The organism is Peptococcaceae bacterium (assembly GCA_024655825.1).
Taxonomy (GTDB): Bacteria; Bacillota; Peptococcia; order DRI-13; family PHAD01; genus JANLFJ01.
The window spans coordinates 1-21,877 of sequence record JANLFJ010000024.1 but is presented as its reverse complement, the minus strand read 5'-3'; the positions used below and the strand labels follow the sequence as shown (position 1 = coordinate 21,877).

The window sequence follows — 21,877 nt, the reverse complement described above, 5'->3', positions numbered from 1 at the left end:
ATGGCGGCAAATTATATGTATCGAATGGTCTATAATCTCAAACCCTACCCCGCCTACAAAGACTCCGGCGTGCCCTGGCTGGGCGAGGTGCCGGAGCATTGGGATGTGCGGCGGGTCAAACGAATCGCGCGGCTCAACCCTAGCAAGTCGGAAGTGCCATTAGCGTTGCGTGACGGTCGAGCCGTATTCCTGCCCATGGAACACGTGGGATCGGACGGACGATTCGATGCATCGGAGGTGCAGCCCATTTCGGATCTCTGGAACGGGTTTACCTACTTTCGGCGGGGTGACGTTATTGTCGCGAAAATCACGCCGTGCTTTGAGAACGGTAAGGGTGCTTGCCTTGAGAATCTACCGACAGCCTTCGGGTTCGGTTCGACCGAATTTCATGTCATCCGGCCATCCAAGACGATTGTTTCAGCCTATCTGTATCGCGTCACTACCCTTTCAGAATTCCGGCGGCTTGGCGCCGACGAGATGACTGGTGCGGCAGGACAACAGCGTGTGCCTGTTGAGTTTATAGCGAACTTCCCGACCCCAATCCCACCCCTCCCTGAACAAACCGCCATCGTGCGGTTCCTGGATTGGGCAGAGCGGCGGATTCGGCGGGTGATCCGTGCTCGCAAGCGACGGATCAAGCTGCTCGAGGAGTACAAGCAGGCGCTCATCCACCAGGCGGTTACCGGAAAAATCGAGGTCCGCACGGGCAAGCCCTACCCCGCTTACAAGCCCTCGGGCGTGGAGTGGCTGGGCCAGGTGCCGGAGCATTGGGATGTGCGGAAGTTACAAACTCAGTTTCGGCGCCACGGCAGTGGCACGACACCTTCTGGTGATGAATATTTTGGAGGCGGAATTCCTTGGGTAATGACGGGCGATCTCAATGATGGCTTAATCACAACAACGAAAAGAACCGTCACGCCCGCCGCTATCGAAAAAATAAGCGCTTTAAAACTATTCCCCCCAGGATCGCTCCTTGTCGCAATGTACGGAGCCACGATTGGCAAGACAGGGGTACTTGCAATGGAAGCATGCACGAATCAGGCGTGCTGTGTTCTTGCTGAACCAAAAACATCATGTTCCGTTATATTCCTCCAAGCAATAGTGAACTTGGCTCGACCATACTTGATTGAGCAGAGTTATGGCGGTGGACAGCCGAACATCAATGCTGAAATTGTGAGATATTTAAGGGTCCCTATCCCACCCCTTCCCGAACAAACCGCCATCGCAGAGCACCTCGACGCGCAGACGGCCAAGCTCGACGCCGCCATTGCCGCCGACCGTCGCTCCATCGAGCTGCTGCAGGAGTTCCGCACGCGTTTGATCGCCGACGTCGTGACTGGCAAGCTGGATGTGCGCGAGGTGGCTGCAAAGCTCCCGGACGAACCGCCCGAGGAGGAAGAGGAGGTCATGGAGGACGAGGGGACTGGCGAAGAGGGTGAGGCGCCTGTCGACGCCGAGCAGGGAGCCGTAACGGAGGAGGTTGAACCATGACACCCACCGACACCAGCGAAGCCGGGCTTGAGAGCCTCATCTGCCGGACACTGACTGGCAGCGACTGCGTACCCCGACCTGCCGGCACTCCGGCGTTCGTTGCCGAGACGCCGGCACCCTACGGCGGTGTGGGTTGGCTCCCCGGCGACCCGGCCGATTACGACCGGGAGTACTGCGTCGATCTGGTTCAGCTCGCGGCGTTTCTGAACTCGACGCAGCCTGAGGTCGCCGAAGCGCTCGATCTGGATAACGACAGCCCCACGCGGCGCAAGTTTCTGGCGCGTCTTCAGGGCGAGGTGAGCAAGCGCGGAGTAGTGGATGTGCTGAGAGGCGGCATCCAGCACGGGCCTTACCGCATTGAGCTCTTCTACGGCACGCCTTCCCCCGGAAACGAGCAGGCGCGGGCGCTCTATGAGCAGAACCGCTTTACCGTCACGCGCCAGCTCCGTTACAGCCGCGACGAGACGCAGCGGGCGCTGGACCTGGTGCTCTTCATTAACGGCCTGCCGGTCTTCACCTTCGAGCTCAAAAACCGGCTGACCAAACAGACGGTGCATGACGCCATCGAGCAGTACAGGCGCGACCGCAACCCGCGCGAGAAGCTATTTGAATTGGGGCGGTGCGTGGCGCACTTCGCCGTGGACGAAAACGAGGTGTGGTTCTGCACCCACCTTCAGGGCAAGGCGTCGTGGTTCCTGCCCTTCAACAAGGGATGGAACGATGGTGCGGGCAATCCTCCCAATCCGCAGGGGCTCAAGACCGATTACCTGTGGCGGGAGATACTCACCCGCGAGAGTCTGACCGACATCCTCGAAAACTACGCTCAACTCGTTGAGGAGAAAGACCTCAAGACCGGCAAGAAACGGCGACGGCAGATCTTCCCCCGCTATCACCAGCTCGACGTGGTGCAAAAACTTTTGGCGGACGCGGCGGCACACGGCGTGGGCCGGCGGTATCTCATCCAGCATTCCGCCGGCAGCGGCAAGTCCAACTCCATCGCCTGGCTGGCCCACCAGCTGATCGGTCTCGCGAGGGACGGCAGGCCTGTTTTCGATTCCATTATCGTGGTGACCGACCGGCGCATTCTGGACCAGCAGATCCGGGACACGATCAAGCAGTTTGCCCAGGTGAGCGCTACGGTGGGGCACGCCGAGCATTCCGGCGACCTGCGGCGATTCATCGAGAGCGGCAAGAAGATCATCATCACGACGCTGCAGAAGTTCCCGTTCATCCTCGACGAAATCGGCAACGAGCACCGCGGGCGCCGTTTTGCCATTATCATTGACGAGGCGCATTCGAGTCAGGGCGGCCGCACCTCGGCCAAGATGAGCATGGCCTTGTCGGGGGCCGGTGCAGAGGACGAAGACGAGACTTTCGAAGATCAGATCAACCGGCTAATGGAGGCCCGGAAGCTTTTGCCGAACGCCAGCTACTTCGCCTTCACCGCCACCCCTAAAAACAAAACGTTGGAGATGTTTGGTGAACCCGACCCGCAGCCCGACGGCACGGTTAAACACAGGCCGTTTCATAGCTACACCATGAAACAGGCCATTCAGGAAGGGTTCATCCTGGATGTGCTGGCCCACTATACACCGGTCAAGAGCTACTATAAGCTCATCAAGACAATCGAGGACGACCCCGAATTCGACGTCAAAAAGGCGCAAAAGAAGCTGCGCCGCTTCGTCGAGGGGCACGAGTACGCCATCCGGCTCAAGGCCGAGATCATGGTGGACCACTTTCATGAGCAGGTGATCGCCAAGGGCAAGATCGGCGGCCAGGCGCGGGCGATGGTGGTGACCGGCAGCATCGAGCGAGCTGTCCAGTACTTCCATGCCTTTAAGGCGTACCTTGCCGAGCGCAAGAGCCCCTATCGGGCGATTGTGGCCTTCTCGGGTGAGCACGAGTATGGCGGGCAAAAGGTCACCGAGGCGAGCCTGAACGGTTTCCCGTCCAGCCAGATTGCCGACAAGATCCGGGAGGACCCGTATCGGTTTTTGATCTGTGCCGACAAGTTTCAGACCGGCTATGACGAGCCGCTTCTGCACACGATGTACGTGGACAAGGTACTCTCTGGGGTCAAGGCGGTGCAGACGCTTTCGCGCCCCAATCGCGCCCACCCCCAGAAGCACGACACCTTTGTCCTCGATTTCGTCAACGAGCCGGAGGTGATCCAAAAGGCCTTCGAGCCATACTACCGGACGACCATCCTCGCCGACGAGACCGACCCGAACAAGCTGCACGACCTTAAGGCCGATCTTGACGGCTACCAGGTGTACGCGCCTGCGCAAGTGGACGAACTGGTGCGGCTGTACTTAAACGGGGCCGATCGCGACCAGCTCGACCCCATCCTCGACGCCTGCGTCGCCACCTACATGGAGCATCTCGACGAGGACGGTCAGGTCGACTTCAAGGGTAAGGCTAAGGCATTTTTGCGAACCTACAACTTTCTTTCTTCCATCCTCTCCTATACGAACGCCCAGTGGGAGAAGTTATCGATCTTCCTCAACTTCCTGGTACCCAAGCTGCCGGCGCCGAAAGAGGAAGACCTCTCAAAGGGCATCCTCGAGGCGATCGACATGGACAGCTACCGGGTCGAAAAGCAGGCGACTATGAAGATCGCGCTTCCCGATGCGGATGCCGAGATCGAACCGGTGCCCACTGCGGGTGGTGGACACAAGCCCGAACCGGAGCTCGACCGTCTCTCGAACATCATCAAGGCTTTTAACGATCAGTTCGGCAACATTCCCTGGACCGACGCCGATCGGGTGCGCAAACTGATCACGGAGGAGATTCCTGCACGCGTAGCGGCCGACACCGCCTACCAGAACGCACGCAAGTATTCCGACAAACAGAACGCACGTATCGAGCACGACAAGGCCCTCGTTCGGGTGATGACCGCGTTGCTCCAGGATGACACGGAGCTCTTCAAGCAATTCAGTGACAACGAGTCGTTCCGGCGCTGGCTGACCGACACGGTATTCGCACTGACCTACAGCGAATCTAGCAGTGCGAGATAGCAACCTGGTGGCGGGAATCAAGAAGAACCTCAGCATTGACTGGAACGGCCACGAGAATATGAATAAGAGTCAGCCCCTGGATGACCCTCAAACCGTAACCTTGGCTATGCCGGACCAGGGGTAGGATGTACAAATCACATCAATACAGGCAACATGCAGGGATAAGAGAAAAGAGAGCAGGGGATGGTACTCCATCCCCTTAGCCAATTATCAATCAGATAGCTATAGATAATTGAATTGTTTTTGGACTGGGCAGGTATAAGAGGGTTTCTTTTACGGGGCTTATTTTTCTCCATCCTGGTTGGTGAGGGATAACGCCCATCGGTAAACTTCTTGGGCCAGCGAGACTGCCCGTTTGTATTCAGCTTCATCTATTTGTTCCCAGTCTCCCGGGTAACGGGTTGTTACAGCGTAATCAGTAAGAATCGCGGCTTCTTTAAGTCTTTCGGGAACCTGAACTTTCCCGGTCTCTTCAATTGACTTCAAAAGGTACCCAATAGAATGGGTTTTCGGGGCATCCATTTCCAGGAAGGCCATTATGCCTTTTAGGGACTTTTCAACTGCCTGCTGGGCATCAAAGCAAAGATCCTCGTAGAGAATATCTGAGCTTTGCCTGCCAAGTTCGGCCCTGGCGAGGTTGCTTTTTGCTCTTTGAAACCACAGTCGCCATAATTCATCGCTCATAAACTACCCGCCCTCTTGCGGCCTCAGCATACACGAACCCTCGTGAATTACGGTACCTTTCTAGTTTTTCCGGGGTTTCTACAAGTATGTCCACGGCAGCAGGAACATCGACCAGGATTCTATAGATCTGATGGGCCAAAGCGCGGCGATTATTTATTCCTCGTTTCAGCACCAAAAGATCGTAATCACTATGCGATCCTTCCTGCCCTCTGCTTCTTGATCCAAAAAGGATAATTTTATCGGGGTCTACAGTCTTCACTATCTTTTCGACTACTGTGTCAAGAACTTTTTCCACAGGTAGTTCCCCCCTTATTTTTGCCTTCGAAAAGGTTATTGTTTCCACAAATTGAGGAGTTTTTTTAATAAGGCCATAATTGCCGCAACATATTTGGGCGATCGACGCTTCTTTTGTAAAATTGTACCATATAGAATACCCAAACTCAACTGCTTTCCATCGCTGAGGCCTCATTAATGGTAATTATTTCTCCCCGGGTCGTCCATAGACGCCTCCAGCATAAACTGAATTAATGAAAAAAGTGCAGGGGTGGGGGCCGTGGTAAAGCGGGAATTTGAGGTGATCATAACCCGCACCGGCTCCCGAGACGAACGTGAACAAGCCTACCGGGAAGCGATTTGCTTTCTCCTGTCCCGCCTTCCTGAACAGAGCAGGAAATTCTCGCAAGCAAGTCAAAGTAAAGTCAGGCTGAAGGAGGGGCAGGGAAGGTGAGCGCTGCACTGATATATTTACGAGTGTCCACTGAGGAACAGGCCGAACGCGGCTATTCCATTGCGGCGCAGCGGGAGGAATGCAGGGCCAAGGCCCGGGAATTAGGCGCAAGTGAAATAACAGAATTTGTAGACGAAGGGGTCTCGGGCTCAATCTTAGAGCGCCCCGCCCTGGTGGCGGCACTGGAAAAGCTTAAGGCCGGCGGCATCCGCTGGTTTATTTGTTTAGATACCAGCCGTTTGTCACGCAGCGTAGCCCATCAGCTTTTATTGATTGATGAGATTAAAAAAGCGGGAGCGGAGCTGATTTTTGTCAACTCCAAGTTTACCGACACCCCTGAAGACCGTTTTCACTTAACCGTACTTAGCGCCGTTGACGAATACGAACGGGCCAGAACTAGGCTCCGTTCCTTAATTGGCAAGAGAGCCAAGGCAAAAGCGGGGAAACTTACTCACAGCCCTGGACTTTACGGCTATGAATTTGATAAAGAAACAGATACCCTGAATATTATTGAAGAAGAGGCCAAGATTATAAGACTTATGTATCAATGGTTCACTTCTGAAGAAGACGCCAGTCCTTATGAAATAGCGCGGCGATTGAATGCCATGGGCATCCCTAGTCCCAAAGGCAAACAATGGGCCAAACAAACGGTTAAACGTATTTTAGCCAATAGCGCTTATGCGGGCATCCTGTATATCCGCCGCCATGATACTAAGGACGTCAAGTTCAATAAATATAAGCCGCCTGAAGAAAGGGTAAGCAGAAAAGAAAGACCCCGCGAAGAGTGGGTCCCTATTTCTGTCCCCGCCATTATTGATAAACAAACCTGGGAGGCAGCCCAAAAGCGTTTTGAGAACTCTCGAAGGCGCTGGCGCAGCTTCAGTACTTACCCTTATCTTCTTTCGGGCCTTATGCGCTGCGGAAAATGCGGCGCGACTATACACGGGAATCTTGTTACGTCAAAAGGAAAGAAGAGGGCTTATTACGTCTGCACTGCGAAATCGCCAGGCATACCGGGTCGGGAACGCTGCAAATCCCAATATCTTAATGCTCCGGAATTAGAAGAAATCGTTTGGGAAAGAGTCTCAGGTTGGCTGACAAATCCGGAAAGGCTTCGCGCAGAGCTGCAGGCCGCTTTTCCTGACGAGACTGCCAAGGCTTTGGAAATCGAGCTTGCCACCATCGAAAAAGAATTGGTTCAAGCCTCCAAAGAACGGTCACGGGTAGCGACCATGTTCCAAAAAGATTTGATACCGGAAGTTGAAATGGAACAGCGGCTCAGGGAAGTAAAGGAGCGCTGGGAGTACCTCTCGCGCCGCCGGGAGCGGATTTTAAGGGAACTTTCCCGGCACGACCTGGCGGCGCAGGAATTGGAACGGTTAGAAGAGCTTGCTGCCCACGTCGGAGATGCTCTCGACACTCTTTCTCTTGAAGAGAAAAAGCGCCTGGTTAATCTCTTGATTGAAGAGATTGCTGTTACCGGGAAGCGCATTGACATCAAAGCCAAAATTCCCGACACTATACCCGAAACCGTAGCCATTCTCGAAACTGCTGCTGCGGGTAATAGTTTCTACGGTAGACACGACACTGCATGTGGTTGATCCCGCGTATCCCGGCGCGGTAGACGCGATAATCAACCTGGGTGAGTACTGGAACGAGGACTTGCTGGTAAAGGCTAAGAACCAGGTTGTTGATCTCAATAAAAGGATAAAACAATTATTCCAAGTAGCCTTTAACAGCCTTAAAGAAGCGCGTGTTGTCCATGACGAACTTACCGGCTACTATTCCGGAGCCCTGGATCAGGTAGGGGTAAACAAGCAAATCTTTGAGGTTTCGTCCGGGGTCTTAACCGGGATAGAGCCGGTACCCAATAGGGCAGTTAAGGTGCGCCGCTTGTTTGCCAGCGCTAATACGCCCAACGGTCCGGTCAGTTACCTGGATTCACTCCTGGAGGGAGTGAGGAAATTGTATCTTTTTAAAGGTGAACCGGGAACTGGAAAAGAAAAAGCGCTGCAGGTCCTGTTAAGCGAGACTGTTCGTTTGGGGATGGATTGCGAAGTATATCATTGCCCTTTGGAACCCCAAAAGTTGGAAGCGGTTAATATTCCGGCGATAAATACCGCTGCGGTTCGACTAAACGAAAGGCTGGTCTTTGACCCGAAGTGTCTGACCAGCCTGGAGAACCTTGAGTTTATAGATTTTAATAAATACCTGAACGAAAGGGTTTGCCAGGTGTTTACCAGGGAAATTGAGGAGGCTAAAAAACGTCTTGAGGACTGTTTTTTACGGGCCTGGAGGAAACTAAGCGAGGCCAAGATGCTTCACGATGACCTGGAAAAGCTGTACGTGGGAGCTATGAATTTTGCTGAAATTGATAAAATTAGAGAAAAGACGCTGAAAAGGATACTGGCTCTTGGCGGGCTTTATAGAAATTAAAAATGGTGTTGCGCAAAAGTCGCGGCTTTTGTTGTTTTAAGCGTCAGAGGAATGAGGTTTTGAGGGCAATCCTTTACTGCACGAGACGGGAGCCGCTGCGGGGGAGCGAGGTGACAGTACATTTATCGCCGGCGATGGAAATGTAGTTGCCATTGAAACTAACGGTGTTTCCAATAACTTTTCCCTTGATAGTAATGTAGTTGCCGTTGAATTGAATCGACCCGCCGGGTGCGTAAAGGACGCCCTCTATTGTTATGTTGTTGCCGTTAATGCTGATATTACCCTGGGAATAAATGCATACCTGGTCCTGGACGGAAGCGCTGACGCAGTTGCCGTTAATATGGATGTCGCCGGCTGCGAGGATGGCCCCGGTTCCGTCGATAGTATTGCCGTTTATATGCACATCGCCGTTCACGTAGATGCTGTGATCAACATTGATGTTGTTGCCGTTGAATTGTACTGTTGTGTCAAAAACCTGGCCCGCGGCCTGTGCCTGGGCTTGTATTTCATCGCTGTAATCGGGCATTTCTACGTTGCTGGAATTGGGGTAACGGTAAGGGATTTCGATATAATTCCCGTTGGCACTAATTGTTCCCACGGCTTCACAGGCGCCTGTCAATTGGATGTAGTTGCCGTTTGCCCGGAAATTCTGATTGGTGTGCGCTGAACCTTTTATGGACAGGTTGTTTCCGTTCAGGCGCAGCGTATTGGAACTGCTGCCGGAGAAAAGGGCATAATCAAAGGCCTGACCCGGCGTACCGGCTTCTGCTGCGGCAACGGCGTGCAAGCTGGCAGAATCAATGCCCAGGACCGGCAAAAAAAACAGGTTTTGGGTTTTGCTGCAGGATAAAGTAAGTTTCTGGTTGTTGTTTGTAAAAAAAATTTCTATTTCCGCTGCATTTACACCGTTTAACGCGGCATACTCCAGGGCTTTGGCTTCTGCTGCCCCGGTGTCGGGGAGCTCCTGCGCGCCGGCCAGGCAGGCGGCATCGAGAGCATTCTGCATCGCTTGCTTTTTTACATACAGGAGGCCCACATCGGCGACCAGCCCCGTAAGGCCTAGTAAAGAAGCCATTGCCAGGGCGAGAAGCACGATTGCCGTTCCTTTTTCGTTTGACAGGTGTTTTTTAAGCATGTTTCACCGCACGCGCTTTTTAATTAAATTATATTATAAAAATCATTTTAATTAATCGGATTGCAGTCGCGTTGATGATAGGTCTTCAGGCTTGTTGTAACGGAGGACCTTAATCGGGCCTGGATTGGTTTTTACTTGATTATCACTTTATATTCCTTAAGCCAGGTGTTTACCTGGATCAGGTAGGCCATCATTTGCGGGCCGCACATAAGCTGCCCGAAGAAAGGCTGGTTAAAGATGTCTTCCGGGGAAAGGAAAAGTTCCTCCACCTTAGCCCGGTTTATGACGTCGTGCAGTGGTTGGGAAGGATCGTTGAGAATGTCGCCCAGCCAGGAACGCACCGCCTGGGTATAAGAGGGGTTGTGCGTCTTGGGATATGGGCTTTTTTTTCTGCCGAGCACGTCGCTGGGGAGAAGGCCTTTTAAAGCCAGGCGAAGAATCCCTTTGGCCATATTTCCATACGCTTTCAGTTTCCAGGGAATATTCCAAACGTATTCAACCAGGTGGTGGTCGGCAAAGGGTACGCGTACTTCAAGGCCGCTGGCCATGCTCATCCTGTCTTTCCGATCAAGCAGGGCTTGCATGAACCAGTTCATGTTTAGATAAAACATTTCCCTGTGCCTGGCTTCAAGGGGTTCTTCTCCGTTAAGCGCAGGAACTTCGGAAAGAGTTTCATTGTACCTGTGTGTCACGTATTCAGCGGGTTCAAAGCTCTTAAACAGGTTCTTGTTCCACAAAGAGACGCGGTGTTCCAGGAACCTGACCCAGGGAAACATGGGCCTTTTGAGGTTTTCTTCGTCATGGAACCAGGGATATCCGCCGAATATCTCGTCGGCGCATTCGCCGGAAAGAGCCACGGTAGCGCCTTTTTTTACCTCCCGGCAAAACAGGTAAAGGGAAGAGTCGATGTCGGCCTGCCCAGGCAAATCTTTGGCCAGCGTGGCTTCCCGCAGGGCGGAAACCAGTTCGGAAGTATCAATGATTACCTGGTGATGGTTTGTTCCCAAATGGGCTGATACCCTGGTTGCCCAGGACGGGTCGGCGTTAGGCTGGAAGCGGCTTGCCTCGAAATATCTTTCGTTATCCTTGTAGTCGATGGAATAGGTGTCAAGCGGGTCCATGCCCCTTTCCCGGAAGGCATTAGCGGCAAAAACGGTGAGAGCGCTGGAATCAATTCCTCCGGAGAGCAGGGTGCAGACGGGTACGTCGGATACCAGCTGCCTTTCAACAATGTCCTGGAGCATGGTCCTCAATTTCTCCGCCGTGGTGAAAGGCTTATCCGGGTGAGGAGCGCTTTTTAAAGACCAGTACCTTTTGTGCCTGACCCCTGCAAGGTTAAAAGTTAGAAAACAGCCGGGGCGAATTTCGCGTATTCCCTCATAAATTCCGTGACCGGGAGTCCGGGCCGGGCCCATGATTAAAACCTCCGCCAGTCCCTCTTCACCCACAACAGGGCTGATGTGGGGGTGGGCGAGCAGGGCTTTGAGTTCAGAGCCGAAGATAAGGGAACGGTTTCGTACTGTATAAAAAAGAGGTTTTACTCCCAGCCGGTCTCTAGCCAGGAGAAGTTTCTGCTCTGCATCGTCCCAAACAGCGAAGGCGAATATGCCGTTTAAGCGTTCGAGACAATGCTCTCCCCATTCCATATACGAATAGAGCAGGACTTCGGTGTCGGAATGACCGTAAAACACGTAGCCCCTCCGGAGCAGTTCATTCCTCAATTCGGGCGTGTTATAAAGCTCGCCGTTGTAACAGATGACGTATTTTTTATCGCTCCTTTGTCTTACCATGGGCTGGGCGCCGCCTGCAGGGTCGACTACGCTCAGGCGCCGGTGTCCAAATGCGGCGTGTTTAGAAATCCATGTTCCTGAATCATCCGGCCCCCTCATGGTGAGGGTATTCATCATTTTTTCGATAATAGGTTTTTCATGGGTAAGGTCTTTTTCCCAGTCTACCCAGCCAGTTATACCGCACATGTGTAGCTATGCACCTCCTTTTTTGATCAAAGAAAAAGCCCCTCAAAAGTGTGTCACGGCCTTTCGAGAGGGCGCCATTGTCCTCGCTGCTTCAGGCGCATTTACATATTATGCGCGCCGAAAAATGATGCTACAGGTATTAAAAAGTTTATTGCATTTTGCTATACCAATACATATATAAATTGAGCTATAATTAATAACTGTAGAAGTTGCAACAAGTTTAACAAGACAAAAGACAGAAGGTGCAAGCAGCGGATGAGCATGTATTATTTGTTTGATCACGGTAAATGGATGGTCCTGTCGTCAACTTCCCTGGGCGTGTTTGTTATGACTCTTAATGCAAGCGTGGTGAATATCGCTTTACCACTAATCACATCATATTACCAGGCGCCTCTCAGCAGCGTGGAATGGGTGGTCCTGGTTTATTTAATTATTATGAGCAGCCTCATGCTTACTTTTGGCCGTCTGGGAGACCTGTACGGGCATAAACCAGTTTATGTCAGGGGATTCCTTATTTTTACCGTGGGTTCCCTGTTGTGCGTGTTATCTCCCGATATTTTGAGCTTGATTGCTTCGCGTGCTGTCCAGGCCGTGGGAGCGGGAATGGGCATTTCCGTCGTCCAGGCGATCATAGCCGACGCATTTCCGCCGGGGATCAGGGGGCGGGCCATCGGACTTAACTCTGTTTCCGTTTCCCTTGGGCTTGCTGCTGGACCGAGCCTGGGAGGGTTTTTACTCTCCCATTTTGGGTGGAAGATTATTTTTGCCATCAATATCCCGATTGGTATTGCCAGCACCATATGGGCCTGGCGTGTAATACCCGGTAAGAAGGGAAGTCCTCAACAATTTGATATACTTGGCGCTTTCTTACTTTTCATGTGCCTGATGTGTTTTTTGCTGGCCTTGAGCCACGGCCAGCAATGGGGATGGGGTTCCCGCCCTGTCTTGGGCCTGTTGTTAGGTTTCCTGGCTTTTTTTGCCGCTTTCTTTTACCGGGAAAGACATTATCGTTTTCCGATGCTCCATTTCAAGCTCTTTAACAACAGGCAGTTCACAGCGGCAAACATCGCCCAGGGTCTCAATTACATCACCCAGTATATTGTGACTTTCTTGATGCCGTTTTACCTGCTTAATATACTACGCCTCTCTTCGGGCCAGGCCGGTATAGTAATGGCGGCTTTTCCCCTGGCAATGATAGTTACTTCGCCGCTGAGCGGGATTATTAGCGACAGGATAGGTGCGCGGGTTCCTGCTTCTTTGGGAATGGGCCTGATCTCCGCCAGCATTTATTGTTTAAGCAGCCTTGAACCTTCCAGTTCTCCGGGGTTGGTTGCCGGGGCGCTTTTTGGAACGGGACTTGGAAACGGCCTGTTTATAACGCCAAATAACAGCGCTATTATGGGCAGCGTGCCCAAAGACCAGATTGGGCTGGCTTCGGGAATGGTTGCCACCATGCGCAGCATCGGGCAGGCGCTGGGGATTGCCGTCGGCGGAGCCGTTCTTTCCAGCAGGCTGTTCTATTATGCCGGCCAGTTTGGCCTGCAGGGCGGCGAAAATTTTTTATACCAGGATGAGGTGTTTACGCTGGCTCAGCATGACACCTTCCTGATGGCAATGGCCGTGGGAATCATAGGGATGGTTGTTTCTCTGGTGCGCGGCGCTAAAAATGAAGAAGAGACTGAAATATGATCAACTATGTTTAAGAGCGTGTTATAAAAGGTGTAAAAAGCAAATCCGGTCCGGGGAGCTTTATCCCCGGACCGCGCTTTTTTGGCTTTATAACCAGGGATGTAAAATACAAAATACTGAACACGGTGTTATAGAACAGTATACAATATAATTCCGTGTATACATTATATCTCCGTGGAAACGGTTCACAAAAAGGATGAAGCTGTTATAATATAGGATAAAACAAAAGCGATTGTTATTATACTGCATGGATTCAGCGGGAGGTGTCCCGTTGGGAGAAAGGAGAGGGAACGGGTATGCTGCGAGAAGGTGCGGTGAGAATACCATCGGGGTGTTCAATCAGCGGTATTATGAATAAAAAAGGAAAGCTGACCAGCGGGCAGGATATTATCAGGTCCATTGCCGTCATGCATGATCGGTCCAACGGCCTGGGCGGCGGGTTTGCCGCTTACGGTATTTACCCGGAGTTTAAAGATGATTTCGCCTTTCATTTCTTTTTTGACAGTAAAGAGGCGAAAGAAGCGGCGGAAGTCCAGTTAAACAAGTATTTTACTGTGGTTTACGACGAGCCTGTACCGGTCAGGGAAATGAAGGCTATTAAGGATGCCCCCGTTATCTGGCGTTATTTTGTGCAGCCCAAGGCCAAAATGATGATGCAGGCGGGATTGCCCGAGGACGAGTACGTCGTAAAATTCGTGATGAAGACAAACAGCGAGCTGGAAGGAGCATATATCTTTTCCAGCGGTAAGAACATGGGGGCTTTCAAGGGAGTGGGGTATCCCGAAGATATAGGAGAATTTTACAGGCTTGACGAGTACAGGGCTTGGCTCTGGACGGCGCACGGACGTTTTCCCACAAATACGCCCGGCTGGTGGGGAGGAGCGCATCCCTTTACCCTGCTTGAATGCTCCGTTGTCCATAATGGGGAAATTTCTTCTTATGACGCCAACCGCCGTTTCTTGGAGATGTATGGCTACCGGTGCACGTTGCTCACCGATACCGAGGTAATGGCGTATATCTTTGATTTCCTGACGAGAAAGCAGGGTCTTTCTTTAGAGGTGGTAGTAATGGCCATGGCCAGCCCGTTCTGGCAGGAAATCGACCGGATGGAGCCCGGCAGGAAGGAAACGGTGAAAGCCGTGCGCGCTGTTTACGGAAGTCTTTTGGTAAACGGGCCTTTCTCCATCCTGGTTGGTACCAGCCAGGGCATGATCGCTCTCAATGACCGGATTAAGCTGCGCCCTTGCGTTGCCGCCACGAAAGGGGATTTTCTTTACGTTGCCAGCGAGGAAGCCGGTATTCGCGAGGTGTGCCCCAAGCCAGATAAAATTTGGGCTCCACGCGGCGGGGAACCAATCATCGGCTTGCTGGAGAATGCAGCTTCACAGTACGGCCCTGCGCAGGGCAGCGAGAAGATTGCCATCAACTCATGAGACAGGAGAAAGGGTAGATTTACATGGCTTTATTAAAGAGTTACCTTACACCCGATTTTTTAATAGAGAGAAACAAGGACCGTTGTATCCAGTGCAGGGTGTGCGTCCAGCAATGCGCCAACGAAGTCCATTACTATGATGATGAAGACGGGGAAGTTTATTCAGATGAAATGAAATGTGTCAACTGCCAGCGCTGTGTTACCCTTTGTCCTACCAGGGCCCTGGTTATTCGCAGTTCTCCCAATGAATTGCGCAAAAATGCCAACTGGACGCCGGAGGTAATCAGGTCCATTTATATCCAGGCAGAAACAGGCGGGGTTCTCCTGACGGGGATGGGCAATGATCGACCTTACCCGGTTTACTGGGACCATATGCTTTTAAACGCGAGCCAGGTGACGAACCCCTCGATTGACCCCTTGAGAGAGCCGATGGAATGCAAAACTTTTCTGGGGCGCAAACCTGCGTCCCTTGTTTTTGAAAACGGCAGGCTCAAGGAAAAGATACCGCCCCAGCTGGAACTGGATATTCCCGTGATGTTTTCGGCCATGTCTTTTGGTTCAATCAGTCTGAATGCCATCAAGTCGCTGGCCCGGGCCGCCCGGCAAGAGGGAACTTATTTTAATACGGGGGAAGGCGGGCTGCACAAAGAACTTTACCCGTACGGCGAAAATTGCATTGTTCAGGTTGCTTCCGGGCGTTTCGGGGTCCATTCCGAATACCTGGAAGCTGGTTCGGCCGTCGAAATTAAAATTGGCCAGGGCGCAAAACCGGGGATCGGGGGTCATTTACCGGGAGAAAAAGTGGGCAAAGAGATTTCGGAAACACGGATGATCCCTGAAGGGACGGATGCGCTTTCACCGGCGCCCCATCACGATATTTATTCGATTGAAGACTTGAGGCAGCTGATTTTTTCCCTGAAGGAAGCCACCGGCTACCAAAAGCCGGTGGGGGTAAAAATAGCGGCGGTCCACAATGTAGCCGCCATCGCCTCGGGTATTGCCAGGGCCGGTGCGGATTATATCGCCATTGACGGGTACCGCGGCGGAACGGGAGCCGCGCCTTTAAGAATCCGTGACAATGTCGGCATACCGGTCGAGTTTGCTCTGGCCGCGGTGGATACGCGCTTGCGAAATGAGGGCATCCGCAACGAGGTCTCGCTCGTGGTGGCGGGCAGTATTCGCAGCAGTTCCGATGTGGTCAAGGCCGTCGCCCTCGGCGCCGATGCCGTGTATATAGCGAGCGCCGCCCTGTTGGCCCTGGGCTGCCATATGTGCCAGAAGTGTTATACAGGCAAGTGCAACTGGGGTATTGCCACGCAGGATCCCCATCTCACCAAGCGACTTAATCCCGATCTGGGAGCCCAGAGGGCGGCCAATCTTCTCCGGGGCTGGAAGCATGAAATCCAGGAAATGCTGGGAGGCATGGGCATCAACGCCCTTGAGAGCCTGCGCGGGAACCGTTTAATGCTGCGGGGCATTGGCTTGACGGAGAAAGAACTGGAGATTCTCGGCATAAAAGCCGCTGGAGAATAGAAGGAGGCCTTTGGTCATGAAAAAGGTGTATGCCCGGGAAGAATACTGCACGGGCTGCGGTTTGTGCCAGGTGCACTGCATCACAGCCCATTCCCCCTATAAAGACAATATCGTGAAGGCTTACAAGAAAACTTTTCCCCGGCCCTTGCCGCGGGTGATTGTGGAGGAACAACGGCCCGTTTCTTTTGCCTTGCAGTGCCGTCACTGTGAAGATGCCCCCTGTGTCAAGGCGTGTATCACCGGGGCGATGCAAAGGGACCCGGCAACAGGTGTTGTTAATAATGACGAGTCGCGCTGCGTGGGCTGCTGGACATGCATCTTGGTCTGCCCGCATGGCGCTGTTGCCCGCGATGAGCGGGGAAAAAAAGCGGCGTCAAAATGCGACATGTGCAGCGGTATCCATGAGGTCCCGGCCTGTGTCGCCGGTTGCCCCAACGGGGCGCTGGAGTATCGTGGTGAAAGAGAGAAAGAGGCTTGAAGGAGGGAGGCGCAGTGGAATACTGCATTGTTGGCAACTCAGCTGCAGCCATCGGCGCAGTGGAAGGAATACGCAAAAGGGATAAAACCGGCAGAATTACTGTTGTTTCGGCGGAGATTTATCACACTTATTCCCGCCCCCTGATATCTTATTACCTGGCGGGCAAAGTGAAGATAGATAAGATGTATTACCGGCCTTTGGGCTTTTATGAGCACAACGGCATCCGTTTTATTGGCGGAAAACCCGCCGCCGCTCTGGATACGAAAGGCAGAAAGGTTGTGCTGGCCTGCGGGGATGAGATACCCTATGACAGGCTGCTTGTGGCCACGGGCGGAAAACCTTTTGTACCGGCTATCGACGGGCTGGATAAGAAAAACATTTTCACCTTTCATAAACTCGATGATGTTAAGGCGATTGAAAAAGCTCTTGATGGCCGGGCAAGGGCGATCATAATAGGGGCAGGCTTAATAGGCATGAAAGCTGCGGAAGCACTGTCCTGTCTTGGGGCGGAAGTTATCGTGGTGGAACTGGCCAACAGGGTGCTGAGCTCGATCCTGGACGAACAGGCGGGTGCCCTGGTTAGGGACGTAATGGAAAATCACGGGATCAGGTTTGTTTTCGAAAATACTGTGAAGCGGGTACTGGGCGAAGAGCGGGTAACAGGCGTGGAACTGGCGGATGGGAACAGGCTGGAATGCGACCTGCTTATTGTGGCCATCGGTGTTATTCCCAACACGGACCTGGTGAAGAACAGCCCGGTTCCGGTAAACAGGGGTATTGTGGTTAACAAAAAAATGGAGACCGGCCTTCCCGGCATTTATGCCGCAGGCGATGTGGCGGAGGGCGATGATGCCGTGCTGGGTGTGCGGCGTGTGATCCCCATCCTGCCCAATGCTTACCGGCAGGGAGAGATAGCCGGGTTGAACATGGCGGGAGATGAGGCCGCCTTTTCCGGAGGGTTTGCCATGAATGCCATCGGGTTTTTCGGTTATTCCATTGCCACAGCCGGCGTGCCGGGCGGTCCTGATTACGAGGAACTGGCAGTCCTGGACCCGGATGAGAGGACATACCGGAAGATTGTTCTAAAGAATAACCGGCTGGTGGGGTTTATTGCCATGAAGGATATTAACCGGATAGGCATGCTGACCGGACTGATTCAGGAAGGAACGAACGTTGGGTCTTTTAAAGAAAAACTGGTGAAAACTGATTTCGGCTATCTTGATTGGCCGTGTGAACTGCGCAGGGAAAGAGTGCTGGCGGGAGGCGGGTTATAATGGTTTCCATTGACGCGCGCGGCATGCATTACAAAGAGTTGAACGAGATGGTCAAACACTTCCTGGAACATGGGGCCAGGGAGGTTAAAATTAAAAACGTCAATGGGCAGCGTTACATTGGAGATGGGCTGAAAGGCAGGGGAAGGATCATCATCAAGGGCGTCCCGGGGAACGACCTGGCCGCCTTCATGGACGGTCCCGTTCTCGAGGTGCATGGGAACGCCCAGGACGGGGTGGGGAATACCATGAATGACGGGACCGTCGTTATCTACGGGGATGCCCGTGACACGCTGGGTTATGCCATGCGCGGCGGCGAAATCTATATCCTGGGCGATGTCGGATGCCGGGTGGGCATCCATATGAAGGGTTTTCTCGATAAGGTACCGGTGATTGTTGTCGGTAAAAAAGCGGGTGATTTTTTTGCCGAGTACATGGCGGGCGGGGTCCAAATTGTTTTGGGATTGGGACTTGAACCTGGAGAAAAGATAGTTGGCAATTATTGCGGCACGGGCATGCACGGCGGCGTTATTTACTTGCGGGGCGAGGTGGATGATTCCCAGCTGGGAAAAGAAGTCAGGGTTGTACCCCTGGAAAGAGAAGACCATGCCGTGCTGGAAAAATACGTTAGTCGTTTCGCTGATTATTTCCAAAAAAGCAAGGAAGAGATCTATGATAAGCCTTTTTTAAAGTTGATTCCTTACAACAAGCGACCTTACGGCAACATGTATGCCGGATGGTGAACAAGCCCCACGAAATAAAGAAAGCATGCCGAGAGCCGCAAGTTTTGTACAGGCTTGTCGCAGCGCAGGGTATAATGCGAGGCGACAAGCCTGGTTTTTGCCGGCTTATTCAAAAATACTCAGACTAGTATATTAAAATAAACAGTTTTAAAATCCTTCATAAATAAGTTAAAATATATGGTGAAGTGAAATAGTGCCGCAGCCAGGCAGTATGTATTGGCAGGGAGAGGAGGTCGTGAAATGCCCAAAATTGAGGTCAACGTGGAACTATGCAAAGGGTGCAGGTTGTGTATCGGGGTCTGTCCCCAGAACATCATCAAAACAGGAGATTACGCCAATTCCCAGGGATACAGGCCTGCCGAGCAGTACCGGGCCGAAGAATGTACGGGCTGCGGGTTGTGCGCCGTGATTTGCCCGGATGCGGCCATCGAGGTTTATAAATAAAACTGGTTTAAAGGGGGATATGATGGAAAAGCTGTTTATGAAGGGGAACGAGGCCATCGCTGAGGCAGCCCTGCGCGCGGGATGTTCTTTCTTTGCGGGGTATCCCATAACCCCTCAGAACGAGATTCCGGAATACATGTCGCGAAGGCTGCCGGAACTAGGCGGGGTATTCATCCAGGGAGAAAGTGAAGTGGCCTCAATTAATATGCTGTATGGCGCTTCGGCAGCAGGCAAAAGAGCCATGACTTCCTCCTCGGGGCCGGGACTTTCCCTGAAAGCGGAAGGCATTTCTTACTTGGCTGGCGCTGCCTTGCCGGCGGTTATCGTGTATGTCATGAGGGCTGGCCCGGGCCTTGGTCATATCATGCCGGGGCAGAACGATTACTTTCAAGCTACAAAAGCCCCGGGTCATGGAGGGTTCAAAATCATGGTGATGGCGCCTTCCACTGTCCAGGAAGCGGTTGATCTTACCTGCCGGGCTTTTGATTATGCGGACCGGGACCGCAACCCGGTGATGGTGTTGGTTGACGGCGTTATCGGGGCGATGATGGAATCTGTGACGCTGCCGCCATACAAAAAGGAACTACCGGACAAGGGGGATTGGATTGCCGACGGTTGCCGGGGAAGGGAACCCCGACTTATCCGTTCCTTTATACTTGACGCTCTGGCCCTGGAGGATTTCAATAAAAAGCGGGCCGGTATGTATGAAAGGTGGCAGCGAGAAGATGCCGTCGTGGAGGAGTTTATGACTGATGACGCGGAATACGTGATAGCCGCGTATGGTACCAGCGCAAGAGTCGCCAGGACTTCGGTGAGGGAATTAAGAAAAGAGGGCCTTAAGGCTGGACTGATCCGCCCGGCAACGCTGGTCCCTTTTCCTTACGACTCGTTTGCTGGTCTTGGCGAGAAAAAGGTGAAGGGAATACTTGTAGTGGAAATGACCATTCCCGGCCAAATGATTGAAGATGTGAGGCTGGGAGTCGGCGACAGATTACCGGTTTATTTTCTTGGCCGTTCAGGCGGGGTCATCGTCTCGCCGCTGGAAGTTAAAGAAAAGGTGCTGGAGTTGGCCGGAGGAGGGAGAAAATAGCAATATGGAAAAAACGTATCAAAGACCGGTATCATTGTATAAAAGCTCGAGCGGGTACTGCCCCGGCTGCATGCACGGCGTGGCCCAGCGGCTGATTGCCGAACTCCTGGACGAGATGAGCCTCAGGGAAAGAGCCGTTGGGATTATGCCGGTGGGATGCGCCACTTTAGCTTACACCTATTTAAATTTTGACACGATTCATGCGGCACACGGGCGAGCCCCGGCTGTGGCCACGGGATACAAGCGCAGCAGGCCGGATAGTTTTGTTTTTACTTACCAGGGTGACGGCGACCTGGCAGCCATAGGCCTGGCGGAGATAATCCATGCGGCCAACAGGGGCGAGAAATTCAGCGCGGTCTTTATCAATAACAGCATCTACGGGATGACAGGGGGCCAAATGGCGCCGACTACCCTGGTGGGACAAAAGTCGACCACTGCCCAGGGCGGCCGCCAGGTTGAGATGAGCGGTTATCCCATCCGCATGTGCGAACTATTGTCGACGCTCAAAGCGCCTGTATACGTGGCCAGGTTTGCCTTAAACACGCCTGCCAATATCCTCAAAGCAAAAAAAGGCATAAAAAAAGCCTTCACCCTCCAGCTTGAGAATAAAGGATTTGCTTTTGTTGAACTTCTTTCCAACTGCCCAACCAACTGGGGGCTTTCCCCGGAGGAATCGCTCAACTGGATCTCGGAAAACATGATTCCTTATTACCCTCTGGGAGAGTATAAGACGCCGGAAGGGAGCGAAAGCCGTGGAAACTAGCTTGCTGATAGCCGGCTTCGGCGGCCAGGGGGTTATGCTGGCCGGTCAAATCCTGGGTCATGCTGCCGCTTATGCGGGGAAATATGCCACGTACTATCCTTCTTACGGCCCGGAGCAGCGGGGAGGGACCGCCAACTGCACCGTGATCATCTCCGGGGAGGAAATAGGTTCCCCGGTTGTCAACCAGGCTGACGCGGTCATTGTGATGAATGAGCCTTCCCTGGGCAGGTTTGAGCCTGAAGTAAAACCGGGAGGAGTTATTCTTGTCAACAGTTCCCTGGTAAAAAGGGAAGCCAGGAGGGAAGACATCAGGGCCGTGTACATACCGGCCAGCGAAATTGCGGAAAAATTGGGTTCCGCTAAATCAGCCAACATGGTTATGGTGGGAGCATTTATCGCTGTCACGAGGGCATTGGACCCGGAAGAAGTCGAAAGAACCATTGGCGAGAAGCTTACAGGGAAGCCCGGTTTTTTGGAAGTGAACAAGAGGGCCTTTTTTGCCGGTCTGGATGAGGCTCATAGACTGCTGGCCGTAAATTAAATGTCATTAGTTTGATAAAAGCCTGAGGTGTTAACTTCAGGCTTTCTTTTGTAAAAAAAAAACTAAATATATGTAAAAAAGACAGAATTAAGAAGGATAATTTAAAGTTATAGCGAATAAAATAAAATTGAATAATATGGCAAAATAGGACACAAAGCCATATTTGAATATCATTATAGACCATCATGCCGCCTGCGGCACCATCGGAAGGATGAAAACCCCCTCGAGTAGAAAATATACACTGCGGCTGGCGATGAGGTCGAAAAACCTTGGTACTTCGAGTCCGACTTATAGACGGACCTCAGTAATCTGGTGCACCACGGAATGTTGCTCCCATTTGGGAAGCACGCAGGGTAGAATATCGTTCTACGATTACTGCACCAGCTGCAATTTTATGCCGCAGAAAGGAAATAAAAAATGCAGATTA

Annotated in this window: 19 protein-coding genes; 15 read left to right on the top strand and 4 right to left on the bottom strand. The window is 52.5% G+C overall.

The genetic code is table 11. The annotated features are described in order from the left end of the window. Positions 1–15 precede the first annotated feature (15 nt). A complete protein-coding gene (locus NUV48_10120) occupies positions 16–1,491 on the top strand; it encodes a restriction endonuclease subunit S (protein MCR4442494.1) in 1,476 nt (491 codons plus the stop codon). After that, complete coding sequence (locus NUV48_10115) at positions 1,488–4,508, top strand: type I restriction endonuclease subunit R (GenBank protein MCR4442493.1); 3,021 nt, start codon at positions 1,488–1,490, stop codon at positions 4,506–4,508. Before NUV48_10120 ends, NUV48_10115 begins: the two co-directional genes overlap by 4 nt. A 282-nt stretch (positions 4,509–4,790) precedes the next feature. On the opposite strand, the gene NUV48_10110 is transcribed toward NUV48_10115, so the two are convergent. Both NUV48_10110 and NUV48_10105 read right to left on the bottom strand, forming a co-directional pair. Next, entirely contained in the window at positions 4,791–5,192 is a 402-nt protein-coding gene (locus NUV48_10110) for a HEPN domain-containing protein (GenBank protein ID MCR4442492.1), read from the bottom strand. After that, positions 5,182–5,487, bottom strand: a complete 306-nt coding sequence (locus NUV48_10105; GenBank protein ID MCR4442491.1) for a nucleotidyltransferase domain-containing protein — start codon at positions 5,485–5,487, stop codon at positions 5,182–5,184. The genes NUV48_10110 and NUV48_10105 overlap by 11 nt, the downstream gene beginning before the upstream one ends. Before the next feature lie 258 nt (positions 5,488–5,745). Here NUV48_10105 and NUV48_10100 point away from each other — a divergent pair, with 258 nt between their 5' ends. From NUV48_10100 to NUV48_10090, 3 genes are read left to right on the top strand one after another with little or no spacing between them, the layout of a single operon-like run. Next, positions 5,746–5,919 (top strand): hypothetical protein, encoded by a 174-nt coding sequence (locus NUV48_10100; GenBank protein ID MCR4442490.1) that lies wholly within the window; start codon positions 5,746–5,748, stop codon positions 5,917–5,919. Beyond that, complete coding sequence (locus NUV48_10095) at positions 5,916–7,520, top strand: recombinase family protein (protein ID MCR4442489.1); 1,605 nt, start codon at positions 5,916–5,918, stop codon at positions 7,518–7,520. Before NUV48_10100 ends, NUV48_10095 begins: the two co-directional genes overlap by 4 nt. Continuing rightward, entirely contained in the window at positions 7,513–8,355 is an 843-nt protein-coding gene (locus tag NUV48_10090) for a hypothetical protein (protein ID MCR4442488.1), read from the top strand. The genes NUV48_10095 and NUV48_10090 overlap by 8 nt, the downstream gene beginning before the upstream one ends. Positions 8,356–8,428: 73 nt before the next feature. On the opposite strand, the gene NUV48_10085 is transcribed toward NUV48_10090, so the two are convergent. Together NUV48_10085 and asnB are read right to left on the bottom strand one after the other, a co-directional pair. Continuing rightward, entirely contained in the window at positions 8,429–9,490 is a 1,062-nt protein-coding gene (locus NUV48_10085; GenBank protein MCR4442487.1) for a pilus assembly protein TadG-related protein, read from the bottom strand. A gap of 131 nt (positions 9,491–9,621) precedes the next feature. Next, positions 9,622–11,466 (bottom strand): asparagine synthase (glutamine-hydrolyzing), encoded by a 1,845-nt coding sequence (gene asnB / locus NUV48_10080; GenBank protein MCR4442486.1) that lies wholly within the window; start codon positions 11,464–11,466, stop codon positions 9,622–9,624. A 255-nt stretch (positions 11,467–11,721) separates the two neighbouring features. Here asnB and NUV48_10075 point away from each other — a divergent pair, with 255 nt between their 5' ends. The 10 genes from NUV48_10075 (at position 11,722) to NUV48_10030 (ending at position 21,450) form a co-directional block, all read left to right on the top strand. Next, positions 11,722–13,155, top strand: coding sequence for an MFS transporter (locus tag NUV48_10075; GenBank protein ID MCR4442485.1), 1,434 nt, complete (start codon positions 11,722–11,724; stop codon positions 13,153–13,155). Between the two features lie 296 nt (positions 13,156–13,451). Next, a complete protein-coding gene (locus NUV48_10070; GenBank protein MCR4442484.1) occupies positions 13,452–14,588 on the top strand; it encodes a glutamine amidotransferase family protein in 1,137 nt (378 codons plus the stop codon). A gap of 23 nt (positions 14,589–14,611) precedes the next feature. After that, on the top strand, positions 14,612–16,120 hold the full coding sequence (locus tag NUV48_10065; protein MCR4442483.1) for a glutamate synthase-related protein: 1,509 nt from the start codon (positions 14,612–14,614) through the stop codon (positions 16,118–16,120). A 16-nt stretch (positions 16,121–16,136) separates the two neighbouring features. Beyond that, entirely contained in the window at positions 16,137–16,598 is a 462-nt protein-coding gene (locus NUV48_10060) for a 4Fe-4S dicluster domain-containing protein (GenBank protein MCR4442482.1), read from the top strand. 14 nt (positions 16,599–16,612) lie between these two features. Then, a complete protein-coding gene (locus NUV48_10055) occupies positions 16,613–17,872 on the top strand; it encodes an FAD-dependent oxidoreductase (GenBank protein ID MCR4442481.1) in 1,260 nt (419 codons plus the stop codon). Continuing rightward, positions 17,872–18,612, top strand: coding sequence for a hypothetical protein (locus tag NUV48_10050; GenBank protein ID MCR4442480.1), 741 nt, complete (start codon positions 17,872–17,874; stop codon positions 18,610–18,612). Before NUV48_10055 ends, NUV48_10050 begins: the two co-directional genes overlap by 1 nt. Before the next feature lie 240 nt (positions 18,613–18,852). Beyond that, positions 18,853–19,056, top strand: a complete 204-nt coding sequence (locus NUV48_10045) for a 4Fe-4S binding protein (GenBank protein ID MCR4442479.1) — start codon at positions 18,853–18,855, stop codon at positions 19,054–19,056. A gap of 22 nt (positions 19,057–19,078) precedes the next feature. After that, positions 19,079–20,146 carry a 3-methyl-2-oxobutanoate dehydrogenase subunit VorB gene (gene vorB, locus NUV48_10040; protein MCR4442478.1) on the top strand — a complete coding sequence of 356 codons (1,068 nt, stop codon included), beginning with the start codon at positions 19,079–19,081 and terminating at the stop codon, positions 20,144–20,146. A gap of 4 nt (positions 20,147–20,150) precedes the next feature. Continuing rightward, positions 20,151–20,909, top strand: a complete 759-nt coding sequence (locus tag NUV48_10035) for a thiamine pyrophosphate-dependent enzyme (GenBank protein MCR4442477.1) — start codon at positions 20,151–20,153, stop codon at positions 20,907–20,909. Next, positions 20,899–21,450, top strand: coding sequence for a 2-oxoacid:acceptor oxidoreductase family protein (locus NUV48_10030; protein MCR4442476.1), 552 nt, complete (start codon positions 20,899–20,901; stop codon positions 21,448–21,450). The genes NUV48_10035 and NUV48_10030 overlap by 11 nt, the downstream gene beginning before the upstream one ends. The last annotated feature ends 427 nt before the right edge of the window (positions 21,451–21,877 follow it).